This is a genomic window from Coprobacillus cateniformis, from assembly GCF_009767585.1.
In the GTDB taxonomy this organism is placed as follows: Bacteria; Bacillota_I; Bacilli_A; order Erysipelotrichales; family Coprobacillaceae; genus Coprobacillus; species Coprobacillus cateniformis.
The window spans coordinates 1111038-1128187 of record NZ_WSNW01000001.1 but is presented as its reverse complement, the minus strand read 5'-3'; the positions used below and the strand labels follow the sequence as shown (position 1 = coordinate 1128187).

17 protein-coding genes are annotated in these 17150 nt (G+C 31.8%); 12 read left to right on the top strand and 5 right to left on the bottom strand.

The annotated features are described in order from the left end of the window. Window positions 1–42 precede the first annotated feature (42 nt). The 6 genes from GQF29_RS05775 (at window position 43) to GQF29_RS05750 (ending at window position 4864) form a co-directional block, all read left to right on the top strand. Window positions 43–1365 carry a replication-associated recombination protein A gene (locus GQF29_RS05775; RefSeq protein WP_345893081.1) on the top strand — a complete coding sequence of 441 codons (1323 nt, stop codon included), beginning with the start codon at window positions 43–45 and terminating at the stop codon, window positions 1363–1365. 9 nt (window positions 1366–1374) lie between these two features. Continuing rightward, window positions 1375–1749, top strand: coding sequence for a DUF3795 domain-containing protein (locus GQF29_RS05770; RefSeq protein WP_008791657.1), 375 nt, complete (start codon window positions 1375–1377; stop codon window positions 1747–1749). Window positions 1750–1813: 64 nt separating this feature from the next. Beyond that, window positions 1814–2653 (top strand): DUF368 domain-containing protein, encoded by an 840-nt coding sequence (locus GQF29_RS05765; protein WP_008791658.1) that lies wholly within the window; start codon window positions 1814–1816, stop codon window positions 2651–2653. A gap of 487 nt (window positions 2654–3140) precedes the next feature. Further along, complete coding sequence (locus GQF29_RS05760; RefSeq protein WP_003537648.1) at window positions 3141–3296, top strand: DUF6323 family protein; 156 nt, start codon at window positions 3141–3143, stop codon at window positions 3294–3296. A 236-nt stretch (window positions 3297–3532) separates the two neighbouring features. Beyond that, on the top strand, window positions 3533–4603 hold the full coding sequence (locus tag GQF29_RS05755; RefSeq protein ID WP_009300255.1) for a competence/damage-inducible protein A: 1071 nt from the start codon (window positions 3533–3535) through the stop codon (window positions 4601–4603). Window positions 4604–4612: 9 nt separating this feature from the next. Further along, on the top strand, window positions 4613–4864 hold the full coding sequence (locus tag GQF29_RS05750; RefSeq protein ID WP_003537653.1) for a hypothetical protein: 252 nt from the start codon (window positions 4613–4615) through the stop codon (window positions 4862–4864). Window positions 4865–4898: 34 nt separating this feature from the next. Here the strand turns inward: GQF29_RS05750 and GQF29_RS05745 are convergent, their stop codons facing one another. After that, window positions 4899–5786 (bottom strand): LysR family transcriptional regulator, encoded by an 888-nt coding sequence (locus tag GQF29_RS05745; protein WP_008791660.1) that lies wholly within the window; start codon window positions 5784–5786, stop codon window positions 4899–4901. 170 nt (window positions 5787–5956) lie between these two features. Here GQF29_RS05745 and GQF29_RS05740 point away from each other — a divergent pair, with 170 nt between their 5' ends. Together GQF29_RS05740 and guaA are read left to right on the top strand one after the other, a co-directional pair. Further along, complete coding sequence (locus GQF29_RS05740) at window positions 5957–7228, top strand: adenylosuccinate synthase (RefSeq protein WP_008791661.1); 1272 nt, start codon at window positions 5957–5959, stop codon at window positions 7226–7228. 11 nt (window positions 7229–7239) lie between these two features. Continuing rightward, window positions 7240–8787 (top strand): glutamine-hydrolyzing GMP synthase, encoded by a 1548-nt coding sequence (guaA, locus tag GQF29_RS05735; RefSeq protein ID WP_160340757.1) that lies wholly within the window; start codon window positions 7240–7242, stop codon window positions 8785–8787. Window positions 8788–8953: 166 nt separating this feature from the next. On the opposite strand, the gene GQF29_RS05730 is transcribed toward guaA, so the two are convergent. From GQF29_RS05730 to GQF29_RS05715, 4 genes are all read right to left on the bottom strand, one after another. After that, the gene (locus tag GQF29_RS05730; protein ID WP_160340756.1) at window positions 8954–10726 is read right to left on the bottom strand and encodes a PTS glucose transporter subunit IIA; all 1773 of its coding nucleotides are present in this window, start codon (window positions 10724–10726) and stop codon (window positions 8954–8956) included. Next, window positions 10719–12188, bottom strand: coding sequence for a glycoside hydrolase family 1 protein (locus tag GQF29_RS05725; RefSeq protein WP_160340755.1), 1470 nt, complete (start codon window positions 12186–12188; stop codon window positions 10719–10721). Before GQF29_RS05725 ends, GQF29_RS05730 begins: the two co-directional genes overlap by 8 nt. Before the next feature lie 93 nt (window positions 12189–12281). Beyond that, window positions 12282–13268: an AraC family transcriptional regulator gene (locus GQF29_RS05720; protein ID WP_160340754.1), complete on the bottom strand. Its 987-nt coding sequence runs from the start codon at window positions 13266–13268 to the stop codon at window positions 12282–12284. Between the two features lie 152 nt (window positions 13269–13420). Further along, window positions 13421–14017, bottom strand: a complete 597-nt coding sequence (locus GQF29_RS05715; protein WP_054689415.1) for a helix-turn-helix domain-containing protein — start codon at window positions 14015–14017, stop codon at window positions 13421–13423. Between the two features lie 231 nt (window positions 14018–14248). Here GQF29_RS05715 and GQF29_RS05710 point away from each other — a divergent pair, with 231 nt between their 5' ends. Genes GQF29_RS05710 through GQF29_RS05695 form a run of 4 tightly spaced genes read left to right on the top strand, consistent with a single transcriptional unit; the run spans window position 14249 to window position 16532 of the window. Continuing rightward, window positions 14249–14485, top strand: a complete 237-nt coding sequence (locus GQF29_RS05710) for a hypothetical protein (RefSeq protein ID WP_054690474.1) — start codon at window positions 14249–14251, stop codon at window positions 14483–14485. Further along, window positions 14454–15521, top strand: a complete 1068-nt coding sequence (locus tag GQF29_RS05705; RefSeq protein ID WP_160340753.1) for a site-specific integrase — start codon at window positions 14454–14456, stop codon at window positions 15519–15521. Before GQF29_RS05710 ends, GQF29_RS05705 begins: the two co-directional genes overlap by 32 nt. 1 nt (window position 15522) lies before the next feature. Continuing rightward, window positions 15523–15900 (top strand): plasmid mobilization protein, encoded by a 378-nt coding sequence (locus GQF29_RS05700; RefSeq protein ID WP_054690477.1) that lies wholly within the window; start codon window positions 15523–15525, stop codon window positions 15898–15900. Window positions 15901–15911: 11 nt separating this feature from the next. Then, a complete protein-coding gene (locus tag GQF29_RS05695; RefSeq protein ID WP_336603411.1) occupies window positions 15912–16532 on the top strand; it encodes a bifunctional DNA primase/polymerase in 621 nt (206 codons plus the stop codon). Window positions 16533–17150 lie beyond the last annotated feature (618 nt).

Genomic DNA, 17150 nt, shown 5'->3' with positions numbered 1-17150 from the left:
AAAGCGGGAATTAGTTATAATTATAAGGAAATGGAAGTGATGATGATGAAGCAGCAAGCAATGTTTAAAAACATGTCAAATGAACCACTGGCAAATCGCCTAAGACCAACAACTTTGACTGAATATGTAGGACAGAGGCACTTAATTGGACCGGGAAAGATTTTGTACCAGCTAATCAATAGTGATGTTGTTCCCTCAATGGTTTTTTGGGGACCACCGGGAGTTGGGAAAACAACTTTAGCACGCATTATTGCAAATCAAACAAAAGCTAAGTTTATTAATTTTAGTGCGGTGACTAGCGGCATTAAAGATATACGGGCAGTTATGAAACAAGCACAGGAAGTTCAGGATCTAGGCGAAAAAACAATCGTCTTTGTAGATGAAATTCATCGCTTTAATAAAGCTCAACAAGATGCTTTTTTACCATATATTGAACAGGGGAGTATTATATTAATTGGGGCTACTACTGAAAATCCTTCATTTGAGATTAATTCTGCCTTATTATCAAGATGTAAAGTTTTTGTTTTAAAAGCACTAACAACCGATGATTTATTTGGTTTATTGCATTATGCGCTGATAAGTCCGAAAGGGTTTAAAGATCAAAATGTTATGATTGATGATGATTTATTATACATGATTGCTGGTTTTTCTAACGGTGACGCTCGAGTTGCTTTAAATACTTTAGAGATGGCAGTCTTAAATGGAGCAATTACTCATGATCGAATCGTAGTGGATAAAGAAACGATTGAACAATGTATCAATCAAAAATCTTTATTATATGATAAAAAAGGTGAAGAACATTATAATATTATTAGTGCTTTGCATAAATCAATGCGTAATAGTGATATTGATGCTTCAATTTATTGGATGTCACGAATGATTGAAGCTGGTGAAGATCCTCTATATGTAGCAAGGAGGCTGATTCGATTTGCTTCAGAGGATATTGGAATGGCTGATAGTCGTGCTTTGGAAATTGCAGTAGCAACATATCAAGCATGCCATTATAATGGCATGCCAGAATGTAATGTTAATTTAGCTCATTGTGTAACTTATATGGCCTTGGCACCTAAATCTAATGCGTTATATAAAGCGTATGAACGAGCAAAACATGACGCTTTGAATACAATTGCTGATCCCGTTCCTTTACAAATTCGCAATGCGCCAACTAAATTAATGAAAGAATTAAATTATGGTAAAGGTTATCAGTATGCGCATGATTATGATGATAAAATTACAAATATGCAGTGTTTACCAGATAATATTAAGGATCGTCGTTATTATTTTCCTACTAATCAAGGAACAGAGGCAAAGGTGATTAAACGGATGGAACAAATTGAATATTTACGAAAGCATCATAAGGATTAGGGATTAAATATGAAGGATGAATTAGGATTAGGATATTGTGGTCTTGTTTGTGGGCTGTGTAGTGAAAATGAAAGCTGTGTTGGTTGTAAAAAAGGTGGGTGTCCAGAAAAGGATTTTTGTAAAAATTATCAGTGCTGCACAAAGTCAGGATATGATAGTTGTTGCCAATGTCCTGATTTTCCTTGTCAGGATAGTATTTTACACAAGTTACGGATTAGAACATTTTGTAAATTTATTGGACAATATGGGGAAGAAAAATTAATTGTTTGTTTAAGGAAAAATGAGTCTAATGGAGTAATTTACCATTATCCTAACAGCCATTTAGGAGATTATGATTTAGAGAGTGAAGAAGCAATTTATCACTTGATTTTAAAAGGGAAATAAAATACTGCTTGTGATAATGGTGATATTTTATTATAATGATGAGGTATTTAAAGGAGAAGTTTCAATGATAAAAAACATAATTGGCGGAATCGCTGTTGGTATTGCTAACGTTATTCCAGGCGTTAGTGGTGGAACCATGATGGTAATTCTAGGTATCTTTAATCGCATGATGGATGCTATTAGTGGAATCTTTAAAAAAGAAAATCCTAATCGCAAAGAAGATATTATCTTTATTTTTCAGGTTTTGGTTGGCGCTGGAGTTGGAATAATTGGATTTGCGAAAATATTGGAAGTGTTATTTGAATATTATCCAACGCAGACGATTTATTGGTTTATTGGTTTGATTGCTTTTAGTATTCCTTTATTTTTAAAAGGGGAAATGAAAGGTGAAAAACTTGTAATTATCCCTTTTATTTGTGGTTTAGCAATTATCTTTGGGTTAGAATTTTTAAATCCTGGAGAAGGGAAAGTAGTTGTTAATCCTGATTTTCCTGCTCTAAGTGCTGGTTTGTTTGTTAAAATGATAATTATTGGTGCCGTATCAGGAGCAACTATGATTATGCCCGGTGTTAGCGGTAGTATGGTTTTATTAATTTTAGGAGAATATTATCTATTTAAGTCTTATCTAGCAAATGTTACTAGTTTTAGTCTGGATGTTATTATGCCGCTAGGATTTATGGCAATTGGTATTGCCGTAGGAATAGTTGTTAGTGCAAAATTATGTTCATATTTCACTAAAACTCATAAAGCTGGATTCTTGAGTTTGATTTTAGGATTGATCGTTGCTTCATCATTAGTATTGATTCCTTTTGATGTAAGTTATAATTTAAGTTTAGTTGTGACATCAATTATTGCAGTTATTTTTGGAGGAATCATTGTTCTTGGATTATCTAAGATTCAATAGTTAAAATATAAAAAAGAAGTTATTGATTGTAAAACCAATGACTTCTTTTTCTGTGTGTCGAGCATGGCATACATCTAGCTGGTGAAAGTCCAACCACGGGTATTTACCGCCAAGAGTAGTGAACCACAAGCCGTTAGTAGTGATGCTATGGGCGGAGGAAGTGGTGTGGCAAAATCTTCGAGGTTACGAAAAGAAATTTGATGAGGCTGAATGGTGGACAAGGTTGCAGAACAAACCAAGTCCAAAAGGTAAACGTAAAACCAAGACAGTAAATCAAAAACCTGTGAAGATAAAAAAGATGTATGCCTTACCTCGGGAGGCCTTGTGGACGATGAAGTCCAGTAAACTTTAAAAACAGTAATGATACCATCGATAGAAAAAGATTTATCACAAGAAATCAGATGAAGTCATAGCAGTCAGAAATGATGAAGGACTGAAACGTTTATAGAGTGTAAATCGCTATAAGTAATATTTGGATAGTCCGAAAGTGAGGATAGCAACTATTATTGATAAGGGGTTATTAGAATTCAAAAGCACTATTATCAAAGATTTTATTTTAGCATTTTGTGATAGTCAGTTTATTGCCAAATACGATTATTTAGAGATGCTAAGTCAGCTGATAGAAATTTTTTATTACTATTGAAGTGAAGTTGACGAGTGAGTGATATGTATATTGAATTCGATTTAGGAATAATTCAGCTAATAATTAACTTTTATTGCTTGTTTAGTCATTTTTGTTAGTTTATTTTGGTATTCAACTAGACCTTTGGTCTTAGGTGCTAGAAGGAAAATATGCAAGAAATAATTTTAATGATTAAAAGACTAGCAAAATGATTAAAATTAACTATAATATAGTTAATCATTAAGGAGGATAATTTCATGAATGTTGAAATAATTAATGTTGGGACAGAATTGTTATTAGGAGAAATTGTTAATACTAATGCAACTTATATTCAAAAAATGTGTAAAGACTTGGGGTTTAATGTTTACTATCAAACGACAGTTGGTGATAATCATGATCGTTTTAAAGAATGTCTAGATGTAGCTTTTAAACGTGGTGCTAATTGTGTAATTACGACTGGGGGATTAGGACCTACCCAAGATGATTTAACAAAAGAATTATCGGCAGAATATTTGGGTTTAGAATTATTATATAATGAAGAAGAAGCTAAAAAGGTAGAAGAAAAATGTCGATTTGTAACGGGATGGGGTGATATTCCGGAAAATAATTTTAAACAAGCTTTTTTTCCTAAAGATTGTTATATTTTAGAAAATGAAGTAGGGACAGCAAATGGCTGTGTAATGTCGAAAGATGAAAAGATAATTGTTAATTTGCCTGGTCCGCCTAAAGAAATGACTTATGTTGTTGATCATGTTTTAAAAGATTATTTAAGTCAATTTAAGCAGGATATTATTTACACATATGATTTTCTAACCATGGGAATAGGAGAAAGTCGGGTTGATGAGGTCTTAGCAGATTTAATTGATCACCAAGAAGAAGTTAGTATTGCTCTTTATGCTTCAGAAGAAACAGTGCGGGTTCGATTAGGTTGTAAAGCAAGCGATAAAGAAACTGCTGATAAAAAAATTGCTCCAATTAAGACAGAAATTGAAAAGATTTTAAAAGATTATATTATCAAAGAGAAGAATTTAAAAGAGGCCTTAGCAAACATAATGCCATCTTATTGGACAATTTATGAATGTGATAATTTTACGCTTAGAGATGATTTTAATCTTGGTCACAACCATACTGAAGATACAATGAATTTATTAATCGATTGCCGTGAACATCCTTTAGGATCAATTATTAAAGTAACGATTGATTATCAAGGACGAAAAGATGTTTTCGAAATACCTTTATTAAAAGATCCAACTTTATCATATAATAAGTTAGAATCAAAAATTATTGAGCGAGTTTATAAATTTTTAACTCAACCAGGTTATAATTAGGAGAATAAGATGCTAGAATTTAGATATGATACTCAACTATTGATTGAAGGTAAAAATCTCGATGAAGATGTTATCAATGATTACATTACTGAACATTTTAAAGGAGATTGTTTGTTAGCGGTTGGTGATGATGAGTTGATCAAGATTCATTTCCATACTAACGAACCGTGGCAAGTGTTGGAATATTGTGCATCACTTGGTGAAATCTATGATATCGTTGTTGAGGATATGGAACGTCAGTCAAGAGGGTTAAAAGGATAAATAAAAAACGTCACTAAATTAATCAGTGACGTTTTTAGATATGTAAAGTTGGATCATTAGCAATTAGTTCAATAAATTTGTTTGTAGCAACAGATTGAGTTCGTCGTTTTGGATAAGCATAACCGATACTGCGTTTAGGCAATGGTTGTGATGTTTTTATTTCATGAAGAATCCCTTGATCAAGTAATTCTTGGGAGAATTCTTTAATGACACAAGAAATTCCTAGTCCTGCTCTGGCAAAGTCCAACAATAAATTATGAGCTCCAAGTTCAATTGTTGGCTTTAATAATAGTCCCTTATTAGCAAAGTAATTATCGATACGATTACGGGTATTTGATGACTTTTCTAAAAGAATTAGGGGCTTATCAGCTAATTGATTGAAGGTGTAAATATGGTTATCAGGCTTTTTAGAAACAAAAATATCATGAACTTGGAAGCATTCTTTAATTACTAAAGAATCATCTTTGATGGGAAGATTTAAAAAACCGAGATCTATTTGATCAGATTTCAACAATTCACGGGTTTCTAGACTGGTTCGGTTGATTACTTTGATTTTAACCCCAGGATATAGTTGTTTGAATTTAACGATATAATTAGTTAAAAAATACTCACTAAAAGTATCACCGGCTCCAATAATTAATTGACCATCTTTTAATTCATGATAATTTGATAACTGGTTTTCTACTCCGGTAATCAATGCTAAAGCTTTGTCAATTTGCTGATGTAATAATTTACCCTCTTTAGTTAAACTAACACCTTTAGAATTGCGAATAAATAATTGAGTCTGTAGTTCTTTTTCAATACTGCTGATTGTTTGGGAAACTGCAGATTGAGAAATAAAAAGATTTCTAGCTGCGATTGAAAAAGATAGGGTCGTAGCAGCTTCATTGAATATTTTGTATTGTTCTAGTTTGATATACATATAAGTTCTCCTTATATCATAATTATAATATATTAATTTTACTAATAGCTAAGACTATAATATAATTATTCTGTAAACTAGTCAAACTATTATATTAATGTATATTTATTGATGCATTTTGTTAGTTTATTGTATATAATGTAATAGTAAATAAGAAAGGTGTGAATTTAATGGCTGGAGTTGTTGTAGTAGGAAGTCAATGGGGCGATGAGGGTAAAGGTAAAATTACTGATTACCTGGCTCAAAAAGCAGATATCGTTGCTAGATATCAAGGTGGTAATAATGCCGGGCATACAATTGAATTTAATGGTCAAAAGTTTGCTTTACGTTTGATTCCTTCAGGGATTTTTAGTGGTAATGATGTTATTTTAGGTAACGGAATGGTAATTAATCCTAAAGCTTTACTTGAAGAAATGAAATATTTAAATGATGCTAATATTAGCACTGATAAGATCATGATTAGTGATCGGGCTCATGTTATCTTACCTTATCATTTAGAAATCGATGAAATTCAAGAAACTAGGCGTGGAGCTAATAATATCGGAACGACTAAAAAAGGAATTGGACCTACATATGTCGACAAATATGAACGGGTGGGAATCCGTATGGGTGAATTCATTGATGAGGAATTATTTAAAGAAAGATTAGAAGAAGCTTTGGCTTCTAAAAAAGCGCAATATCCTGAACTTACATGTAGTGCCGAGGAAATCTTTGAAGAATATAAAGAATATGCTAAAATCATTGCACCAATGGTTTGTGATACTGGTGTTGTTTTAGATGAATGTTTTCAAACTGGTAAAAATGTATTATTTGAAGGGGCTCAAGGGACAATGTTAGATATTGACTATGGTACATACCCATTTGTTACTAGTTCACATCCCGGTGCTAATGGAGTAGCTGAAGGCTCTGGAATTGGCCCATTATATATTAATGAAGCAGTGGGAATTGTTAAGGCTTATACAACAAGAGTAGGTAGTGGGGCTTTCCCAACAGAAATTGAAGGTGAATTGGCTGATCAAATCCGTGAACGTGGCCATGAATATGGTACAGTAACAAAAAGAGCAAGAAGAATTGGATGGTTTGATGCTGTTGTTGTTAATCAATCAAGAAGAATGTCTTCATTGACGGGAATTAGTTTAATGTTATTAGATGTATTATCAGGGTTAAAGACATTAAAAATCTGTACAGCTTATGAATTAGATGGTAAAATCATCAAAGCATTACCTTCAACGATTAAACAGTTGAATAGGGTTAAACCTGTTTATGAAGAAATGCCAGGATGGGATGAAGATATTACTAAGGTTACTTCTTTTGAGGAATTACCTGAAAATTGTCAAAAGTATTTAAGAAGAATTGAAGAATTGATTAATTGTCCAATTGTAATTTTCTCTGTTGGTCCTGATAGAGAGCAAACAATTGTGTTAAGAGAAATTTTTAAATAGGAGGATAGCTAGTGAAAAATGAATTAGTAATTGTAATTGATTTTGGTGGTCAGTATAACCAATTAGTAGCACGTCGAGTACGTGAGTGTAATGTTTACTGTGAGATTTATTCTTATAAAGTAGATATTGAAAAGATTAAAGAGATGAATCCGAAAGGAATTATATTAACGGGTGGCCCTAATAGTTGTTATTTAGAAGATTCACCTACTTATCAAAAAGAATTATTTGAATTAGGGATACCGGTATTAGGTTTATGCTACGGGGCTCAGTTAATGCAGCATGTGTTAGGTGGTAAAGTAGAAAAAGCTGATGTTAGAGAATATGGTAAATCTCATTTAATTGTTAGTAAACAAGAATCTAAATTAATGAAAGATGTGTCGGTAGAGTCGATTTGCTGGATGAGTCATTTTGATTATATCTCAAAAATTGCTCCAGGTTTTGAAATTACATCTTACACTAAAGACTGTCCAGTTGCTTCATGTGAAGATGAAGATAAGAAGTTATATGCAATCCAATTCCATCCCGAAGTTTTACATACTGAATACGGAACAAAAATGTTATCTAACTTTGTTTTAGATGTATGTAATTGTAGTGGTGATTGGCGTATGGATTCGTTTGTTGAAGAACAAATTAAAGCGATTAGAGAAAAAGTTGGTAATGGTAAAGTATTATGTGCTTTATCTGGCGGAGTTGATTCATCAGTGGCAGCGGTATTATTATCTAAAGCAATAGGAAACCAATTAACTTGTGTTTTTGTTGATCATGGATTACTTCGTAAAAATGAAGGTGATGAAGTAGAAGCGGTATTTGGACCTGATGGTCAATATGACTTAAACTTTATTCGTGTAAACGTACAAGAAAGATATTATGAAAAGTTAAAGGGTGTTGAGGAACCTGAGGCCAAACGTAAAATTATCGGTGAAGAATTTATTCGTGTTTTTGAAGAAGAAGCTAAAAAGATTGGGACTGTTGATTTCTTAGTTCAGGGAACTATTTATCCTGATGTTGTTGAAAGTGGATTAGGTGGTGAATCAGCAGTAATCAAATCTCATCATAATGTTGGGGGCTTACCTGATGCAGTGGATTTCAAAGAAATCATTGAACCATTACGTGATCTTTTCAAAGATGAAGTTCGTAAAGTAGGTCTTGAATTAGGAATCCCTGAATACTTAGTATTTAGACAACCGTTCCCAGGGCCTGGACTTGGTATTCGGATCATTGGTGAAGTAACAGCAGAAAAAGTTAGAATCGTTCAAGATGCTGATGCAATTTACAGAGAAGAGATTGCAAAAGCAGGATTAGATCGTTCAATCGGTCAATACTTCGCTGCTCTTACAAATATGCGTTCAGTGGGGGTTATGGGTGATGAAAGAACTTATGATCATGCTATCGCGCTTAGAGCTGTTAACACAATTGATTTCATGACAGCAGAAGCTGCTCAAATTCCTTATGAAGTATTAAATAAGGTTATGTCTAGAATTATTAATGAAGTTCGTGGGGTAAATAGAGTAATGTATGATATTACTTCAAAACCACCAGGAACGATTGAGTTTGAATAGTAAATAGAATGTAAAAAAGCCTTTAAATAAAGGCTTTTTTTGTGTTTTCTGATACCGTTGGGTACATTTTGAGTACAAACTTAGAATGTGAACTACTCTACTCTAGTACTAATGGTATATTACTGGATAGATAAATATTTTGTTTTTAGTATAAACTTATTCTTTTTTAACACTTGAACAAGTTTTCTTTGTTTAAGTTGCTCTCATTTATCTTTTTATTTGTACAAACGATGATACATACATTTTCTAATTTCAATTCTTTAAATTTGTCCATGTCTATATCAATTAATTTTTGACCGGATTTTACTTTATCCCCTACTTTGACAACAGAATGGATAATGCTTTCATCTAATGTATTTGTTTCAAGCCCAAAATGGATTAAAATTTCAGAACCATTGATTAATCTTAAACCAACAGCATGGTTCATCGTAATTATAACTTCACCATTACATGGAGCTTTAATTTCTGTATCTTCAGTGATAATGGCTTTTCCTTCTCCGCACATACCTGTAGAAAAAACATCGTCATTTACTTCTTTAAGTTCAATCACTTTTCCGTTACATACTTTTTTTAAAGTGATTTCACCGCTAATAAATTTGTTATAGATAAATGGAACTAAGAAAGCGACAACAAAACCAACAGCTCCACATCCTAATAACGCGATTAAATCGTTTAAAATGTTCTCTCCTAAAAAAGATGGGATACTAAAGATATTTGGCCATACAAAAGCATATCCTTTTACATGTAGTAAGATTCCAAAAAAAGCAGCAATACCATTACCTAACATTGCACCAAACATAGAGACTTTATTTCGTACCATAACCCCATAAATAGCAGGTTCACTTATCCCAACAAAAGCTGTAAAAGCAGTTTGTCCAGCTATACTTTTTAGTTGTTTATCTTTTGTTGATAGTGCTGTTCCAAATGTAGAACCAGCTTCTGCTAGATTATGTAAAAATTCGATTGGAAGGATTACTGAAAAACCTTTCGTAGTCATTTCTAAAATCTCTACTGGTGTTAAAGACTGATGAAGTCCTGTTAATGTTAATACTGGCATTAAGAATCCAATGATAAGACCAGCAAAAGGACCTATAGTATTTAACATCCATGTAAATACATCTCCTAAAAGTACAGCTCCCCAGTTTCCTAGTGGTGCTAGAACCATGAATGTAACAATTACAGTCAATCCAAAAGATAGTAAAGGTACAATGATTAATCGGATTGAGTCAATTTTAATTAATTTGTTTAAGAATCTATCAATATAACTTAATAAAATTACTCCGAATAATGCTGGGAAAATTGTAGAGGAATATGTAAACATTGGCATATTCATTCCAAAAACTTGTAAGCTTTCGCCTTCAGCTACCATACTAACAAATTGTGGGTATATTAATGATGCTCCTACGCAAGCTCCCATCCACATATCAACATTAAATCTTTTTGCTGTTGAAATACCGATCAATACAGGTAAGAAGTAGAATGCAACATCTGCCATCATATTAAAGAAAATATAAGCACCTTCTGTACCGTTGCATAGACCTACCGTACTTAATAGTAATAAAGCTACTTTCAACATTCCTGCAGCACAAAATGCTGGAATGACTGGTGAAATAACACTTGTTAAAACATCTAATATTGTTTGGATTCCAAATTTTTTGTTTACGTTTTCTTGATTTTGGTTTGTTGTTTCTGTAATTCTAGCTAATTTTACAAAAATATCATATACTTCTTTTACTGCAGTTCCTATAATTATTTGGTGCTGATTACCTTGTAATGTATATCCTAAAACACCTTCTAATTTTTCAATAGCAGGAACATCTATTTTACTATTATCTTTTAAATTTAATCTCAAGCGTGTTACACAATGAGTTACATGTTCAACATTGTCACTTCCACCTATGTTTTCTATAATATTTTTTACAAATTGTTCTTTATTCATGATCTTTTTCCTCGCATTCATCAATATATTGTTTTAGCCAAGTAAATGAATCTTTCTTGATTCTTTTTCCTGAACCATTTCCTGAGTTATCAAGATCAACATAAATTACACCATAACGTTTATCCATTGTTAAAGGGCCACATGATACAATATCGATGATTCCCCACATTGTATACCCAAAACAATTAACACCATCTTCTTTGATTGCTAATTCCATTTGTTCGAAATGCTTTTTTAAATATTCAATTCTATACGTATCATGAACCGTTCCATCTTCTAACTTATCAAAAGCCCCAAGTCCGTTTTCAGCGACAAATAGAGGTAAATGATATCGATCATACATTCTATTTAAAGTCACTCTTAATCCAACTGGATCTATCGTCCAACCAAAATCACTTTTTTCCAAATATGGGTTTGCATATACTGAACCAGCCATGTTTCCCGTTGTAACTTCTAAACTTTCATCTACGCTTGCAAGCATTGATGCATAATATGAAAAACTTAAGAAATCAACTGTGTTATTTTTAAGAAGTTCAAAATCTTCAGCTTCCATTTGGATTGATACATTTAATTTTTTAAATAAGGATTGCATATATTCTGGATAGTATCCTCTAGCCATTACATCAAAATAGAACCAATTTGCATAACGAAGATCATGGATTTCTTGCATAATGTCATGTGGATTACATGTAGCTGGATAAATAGTAAATGCTGCAACCATTGCACCTATATTTTTCTTTTTAACAATTTTTTTTGATAATTCAACTACTTTTGCATTAGCAATAAATTGGTGGTGCAAACATTGAAAGATTGTCTGATCTATATTATCTTCATTTTCTTCGACAACGCTTATACCATCCCAGTGTGCAAATCTAGCAGCGTTTATTTCGTTAAATGGCAACCAATAATCTACAACATCTTTGAAATTGTCAAATAAGACTTTTACATAATTTAAAAAGAAATCTATTGTTTTTCTATTCTTCCATCCTCCATACTCTTTTACTAAATGTATAGGCATATCATAATGGTTGATTGTTGTAAAAATTTTAATATTATTTTCTTTTAACAAATTAAACATCGAACGATAATACTCGATTCCTTCTAAATTTGGTTCATTTTCATCACCATTAGGAAAAATACGAGACCAACAAATAGATGTTCTAAAGATTTTTAATCCTAATTCTTTGAAGAGTTTAATATCCTCAGGATATTTATTGTAAAAATCAATTCCTCTTCTTAGAGGATAATATTCAGTTCCTTGATCATTGATTGCTTTATCTAATTCAGCATTTGTAATATCTGATACATAAGCTCTGTGATTATAGATAGTATCAAAATCCCATGTTGAATCAAAAAAACGACAATCTTGAGTGTTTAATCCTTTTCCTCCTTGATTAAATCCCCCATCTGCTTGTGAACAAGCGATTGCTCCTCCTAAAAGAAAATTATTTGGTAATGACATACTGTTTTCCTCCTTTTATCTATGTCGTATCTACATAATAACATAGGATTATTTTTTATAAAATCTACTAATATAAAGAACACACTGTCAAATTTACATATTGTTTTTTTTCCATTCTTTAGGAGTACAATGGTTTTTTTCTTTGAATTTTTTGTAAAAATAGTTCAAATTATTAAAGCCGCATATTTCTGATATTTTATATACAGGTATATTCGAATTTAATAGATAATCTTCGGATACTTCTAATTGTCTATTTAGTTTAATCTCTGAAAAACTTTTTCCTAGTTTTTTAACGATTAAATTACTTAAATAATTATAATTATATCCATGTTCAGTAGCTAATTTATGTAAAGTGATTGTGTTAAATTCTTCCTGTACCCTTTGAAGTACATTTAAGATAATATCATCTTCTTTTTGTTCAAATCTTGATAAATTCTGATCATATATCTGATTAGCTAAATGTAAAAACAATATCTTAAAATATTCTTTACTAATTAACTCAAAATTAATTTCTCTATCTGAAAAGTATATATGTATAATAGTTTGGATAATCATTTCGATGTATGGATTACATTTTTTTATGATTAAAAATTGGTTTCTTTTACATGTTCTATTCATACTGTCAAATAAAAATGATAGAAATAGATTATTAGGGATTTCTCCATAGTTAATAAAAAGGGATTGATAGATTTTCTCTTTAATTGCAATATTGATAACTATATCATTTTTTCCTTTTGGTTCAGCACTATGAATAACGTTTTGTTCAAAGATTGCAAAATCTCCTTTTTCTAAAATTAACTCTTTGTCATTAACAAAATATTTACATTTTCCACTATATACATAGTTTAATTCCACGTATTTGTGTCTATGTTTGTATAATTCTGTATATCTGGTTTCTTTAATTACAACAAAATCATTAATTAAATCTTCTGAGAAATCAAATATATATATCTTATCATTATTGTGGAATTCATAATCCATGTTATTATACCTTTCACTTTTTTTATTTGGGTTATGAAGATGCCAAATTTCTTGAGGCGTATTAAGTTTTAAGAAAGAGTCTAGATCTTTAAAATACATATGTATGCTCCTATATTAATTCTAATATTTTAGAAGAGGTTTACGAAAAATAGGATTGATGGATTGTAAAATATATTAATTTTTTTAAAATATGATGGTTTTTTAGAAAATTATAGAATCCTTTATTTAACATAATTCGATCAGGAATATATTTATTTTTTGTTTTTTTCAACTATTTTTTGTAAATATTCTAATTGTTTCTTGGATTGTTCTTCTAGAGATAATTCAGGAAGCTTTTCTTTTGTTAAAGTAGCTTGATATTTCTCTTTGATAAGTTCTTTTTGATTTTGATAATATAAATCATCCATTAGATAGTTTTTATGCTTATTGTAGGCTTGGTTGATTTCGTTAATTGCTTCTACTAGTGTAGCATTTTCGGAATAAGAGTCATTTCCGTAAACTGTTAGCTGTGCGCAGTAACGATCGTCTTCGGTCTCTATATCATTATATGGACGTCTATTTACTTCGATTTCAAATCCGAGCTCATTAGTTTCTAATAATTCAAATAGAAAGTCGATGACATCATCTATGGATGTGATCGATTTTTTGTTGTTTGATATTTCGCATAACCAATCTAATGAAACATTACATCTTTTTGCAATAGTAACGAGGATATCTTGATTAGGTGTGTTCTTATTGTTTTCATAGGCTGATACAGAAGGCTGAGGAATTTCTAATAAATCAGCAAACTCTTTTTGTGTCATGTTCATATCTTTTCTTAATTGTTGTAATCTATTTCCGAAACTCATATTGTCTTCCACCTTTTTAAGTATTATTTATCATTATATCATAATTTCATATAAAAATAAGTATATATATAAAATATAAGCAAATTATATAAATATATAAAATAATTGTTGACAACTCCAACAGAACTCTTTACAATATGAAATATAAGATTCTCATATAAATATATAAAAAGATAATCACTGATGGGTCCCAAATATTAATCAATACATAAGAAAGCGAGGTGATTATCAATGGCAAAGAAAATCTTATTAAGAGCAGGAGATGTAGCTGAAATGTTAGATGTATCTATTAGTAAAGCATACAAAATCATTCACGAAGCGAATGAAAAACTAGAAAAAATGAACAAGCTTACTATTAGAGGTAGAATTCCTTTTGAATATTTAAATGATATTCTTTATTTCAGTGAGTCAAACGTGAATAAGGAGGATGATCAAAATGGCAACAGCGAAGAAGAATCCGATAACTAACAAATGGGACATTCAAATTCGATACAAAGATTCTTTTGGAAACATTAAGAAAACCACACGTAGAGGATTTGACACAAAAAAAGAAGCAGAAAGAGCAGCTTATGATTTTATCAAGAAACAAGAAAAAGATTTTAATATGTTATTTTCTGACTTCATCGACATTTATATGGACGACATGAAAAGTCGACTAAAAGAAAACACGGTCCGAACAAAACATTTTATTATTGATCTAAAAATCCTTCCTTATTTTGCGAATCTTAGAGTGAATGAAATTACTCCAGCAAAAGTTAGATCTTGGCAAAATGAAATGATAGCAAAAGGATATAAGGATACGTATTTGAAAACTATCAACAACCAACTAAGCGCTATCTTCAATTTTGCAGTTCAACTATATGGACTAAGTGAAAATCCAGTAAGAAAAGCCGGAGGAATGGGAAAGAGTCACTCTGAAGAGATGAAGTTTTGGACGAAAGATGAGTTTGTACGATTCTCAGAAAAAATTATGAATAAGCCAACATCTTACATCATCTTTAAAGTCTTTTATTGGACCGGTATGAGATTAGGGGAGTTATTAGCTTTAACTCCCTCTGATCTTCATTTGAATCAAAAGTATATTTCTATAAATAAATCTTATCAGCGAATAGGTAGTAGAGATGTCATTACTGATCCTAAAACGCCTAAAAGCAAGAGAAATATTACTATTCCTGATTTTTTGGTTGAAGATCTTAGGGAATATTTAGATATGTTATATTCTCCAGATCCTAATGAACGTGTATTTTGTGTGACTAAGTCTTTCTTAGAAAAGGAAATGAGCAGAGGAGCAAAAGAAGCGGGTTTAGAAAAAATTAGAATTCATGATCTTCGTCATTCCCATGCAGCTTTATTAATTGAGATGGGATTTCCAATTTTAGCAGTATCAAATAGACTAGGTCATGAAAAGATACAGACAACATTACAGGTGTATGGACATTTATACCCTAATAAGCAACAAATGATTGCTGATAAGCTTAATGAACGATTTGGAAAGGAGCAATAGAATGCCAGGATTAAACAAAAACAGAAAAAGACCAATAACATTGGTGTTTCGAGTTAGTTCAAATGAGGCTAAGCAAATAAATGAAAGAATTGCTATAAGTGGATTACCAAGAGGGAAGTACTTTATCAAGACATTTCTTGAACAAGAAATAACGATGAATGGTGGAAAATTTGAAAGCGATCGTCTAAGTTTAGAATTTAAAAGATTATATGAAAAAATATGTTCATTGAAACGTGATGAAGAGATTAATGATGTTTTAGAAGAATGTATTGCCTTGATGAAAGAGTTAAAGCCATATTTTCCTATAGTAGAAGGTCAAAAAGGTGAAGATGATATTCCAGAATTTGATGATCCATTTATTGATGTTGAAATCTTTTAGAGGTGACATGAGTGGATAAATTAGATTATGCAAAGAAATATCTTGGTTTAGGCCTATTGGTATTTCCATTACAAGAAAATACTAAAAGTGGACAAGTTATCACCTCTTGGTTGATAGAAGCTAGTAACGATGAAAAGAAAATCCATAGTTGGTGGAATCGTAATAAAGACTTTAACATTGGAGTAAGGACAGGGAATGGATTGATCGTAATCGATGTAGATCATAAAAACGATAAGAATGGTGAAGAAACAATCAAATCATATATAAATGATTTTCCACAAACATTTACTGTAAAAACGCCAAATAATGGATTCCATTTATATTATCGAGTAGATAAGGAAGTAGGATGTAAGGTTGGTTTATATAGCGGAATTGATATCCGAGGTGAACATGGATATGTTGTGGGGGCTGGGAGCAATCTTGGTGTTAAGAAATACGAGATATTAAAAGATATCCCAATTGCTATGGCAAATGAAGCAGTATATCAGTTTATAGAAAATGAAAAGCCAAAAATGAGAACAGTTTACATCTATGAAAAAGATAAGATCGTTGAAGGAACTAGGAATGACACTCTTTTTAAATTGGCAACTTCATTAAAAGGTAAGGGAGTTTCCCAAACAAAAGGATATTAAGGAATAACCTGTGTTTACCTGCTTGCAGAGAAAAGAATATTATTACTAAGCTAGAGATACCACATAAGTGTGTTGGTATCTCTTTTTCGTGTGTGGCGGGCATGCCACATATCTAGGGTGAAAATCCCTCGGGGCGTAGTTATCGACGAACCCAAGAGCGACTTGCAAGTTTCATATCGTGAGGTATGGGAGAGAGGAAGCAATAGCGAAATCGTGGCTTAACGGACAGGAAGTCTGAACATTAAATTCAGACGGCTGATAATAAGGCGGCATTAGCGGATGAGATGGCATGAAGCATCAAAGTCCAAAAGATAACCGTAACCTAATGGCGTAAATCAGATAAGTAAACGAGGAAAGATATGTGACTTACCCCGCGAGGTCTCATTGACTCAGTAGGCGAGACGTAGAACGACGGGCAGTCGAGGAGTAGTAACAACGAACAATGAGAAGTCAGCAGAGGTCATATTAGGTAGAGATACTGAAGGACTGAACGTTTTAATCGCACGAGCAAAATGTATGTTTCTTACAATAATCAGACAAGGATATGAGTGAAAACGTAAATGAGCAAATATCCAAAACACGTATGATGATTTGTAAGAAAGCGGAAAGGAAAGGAGT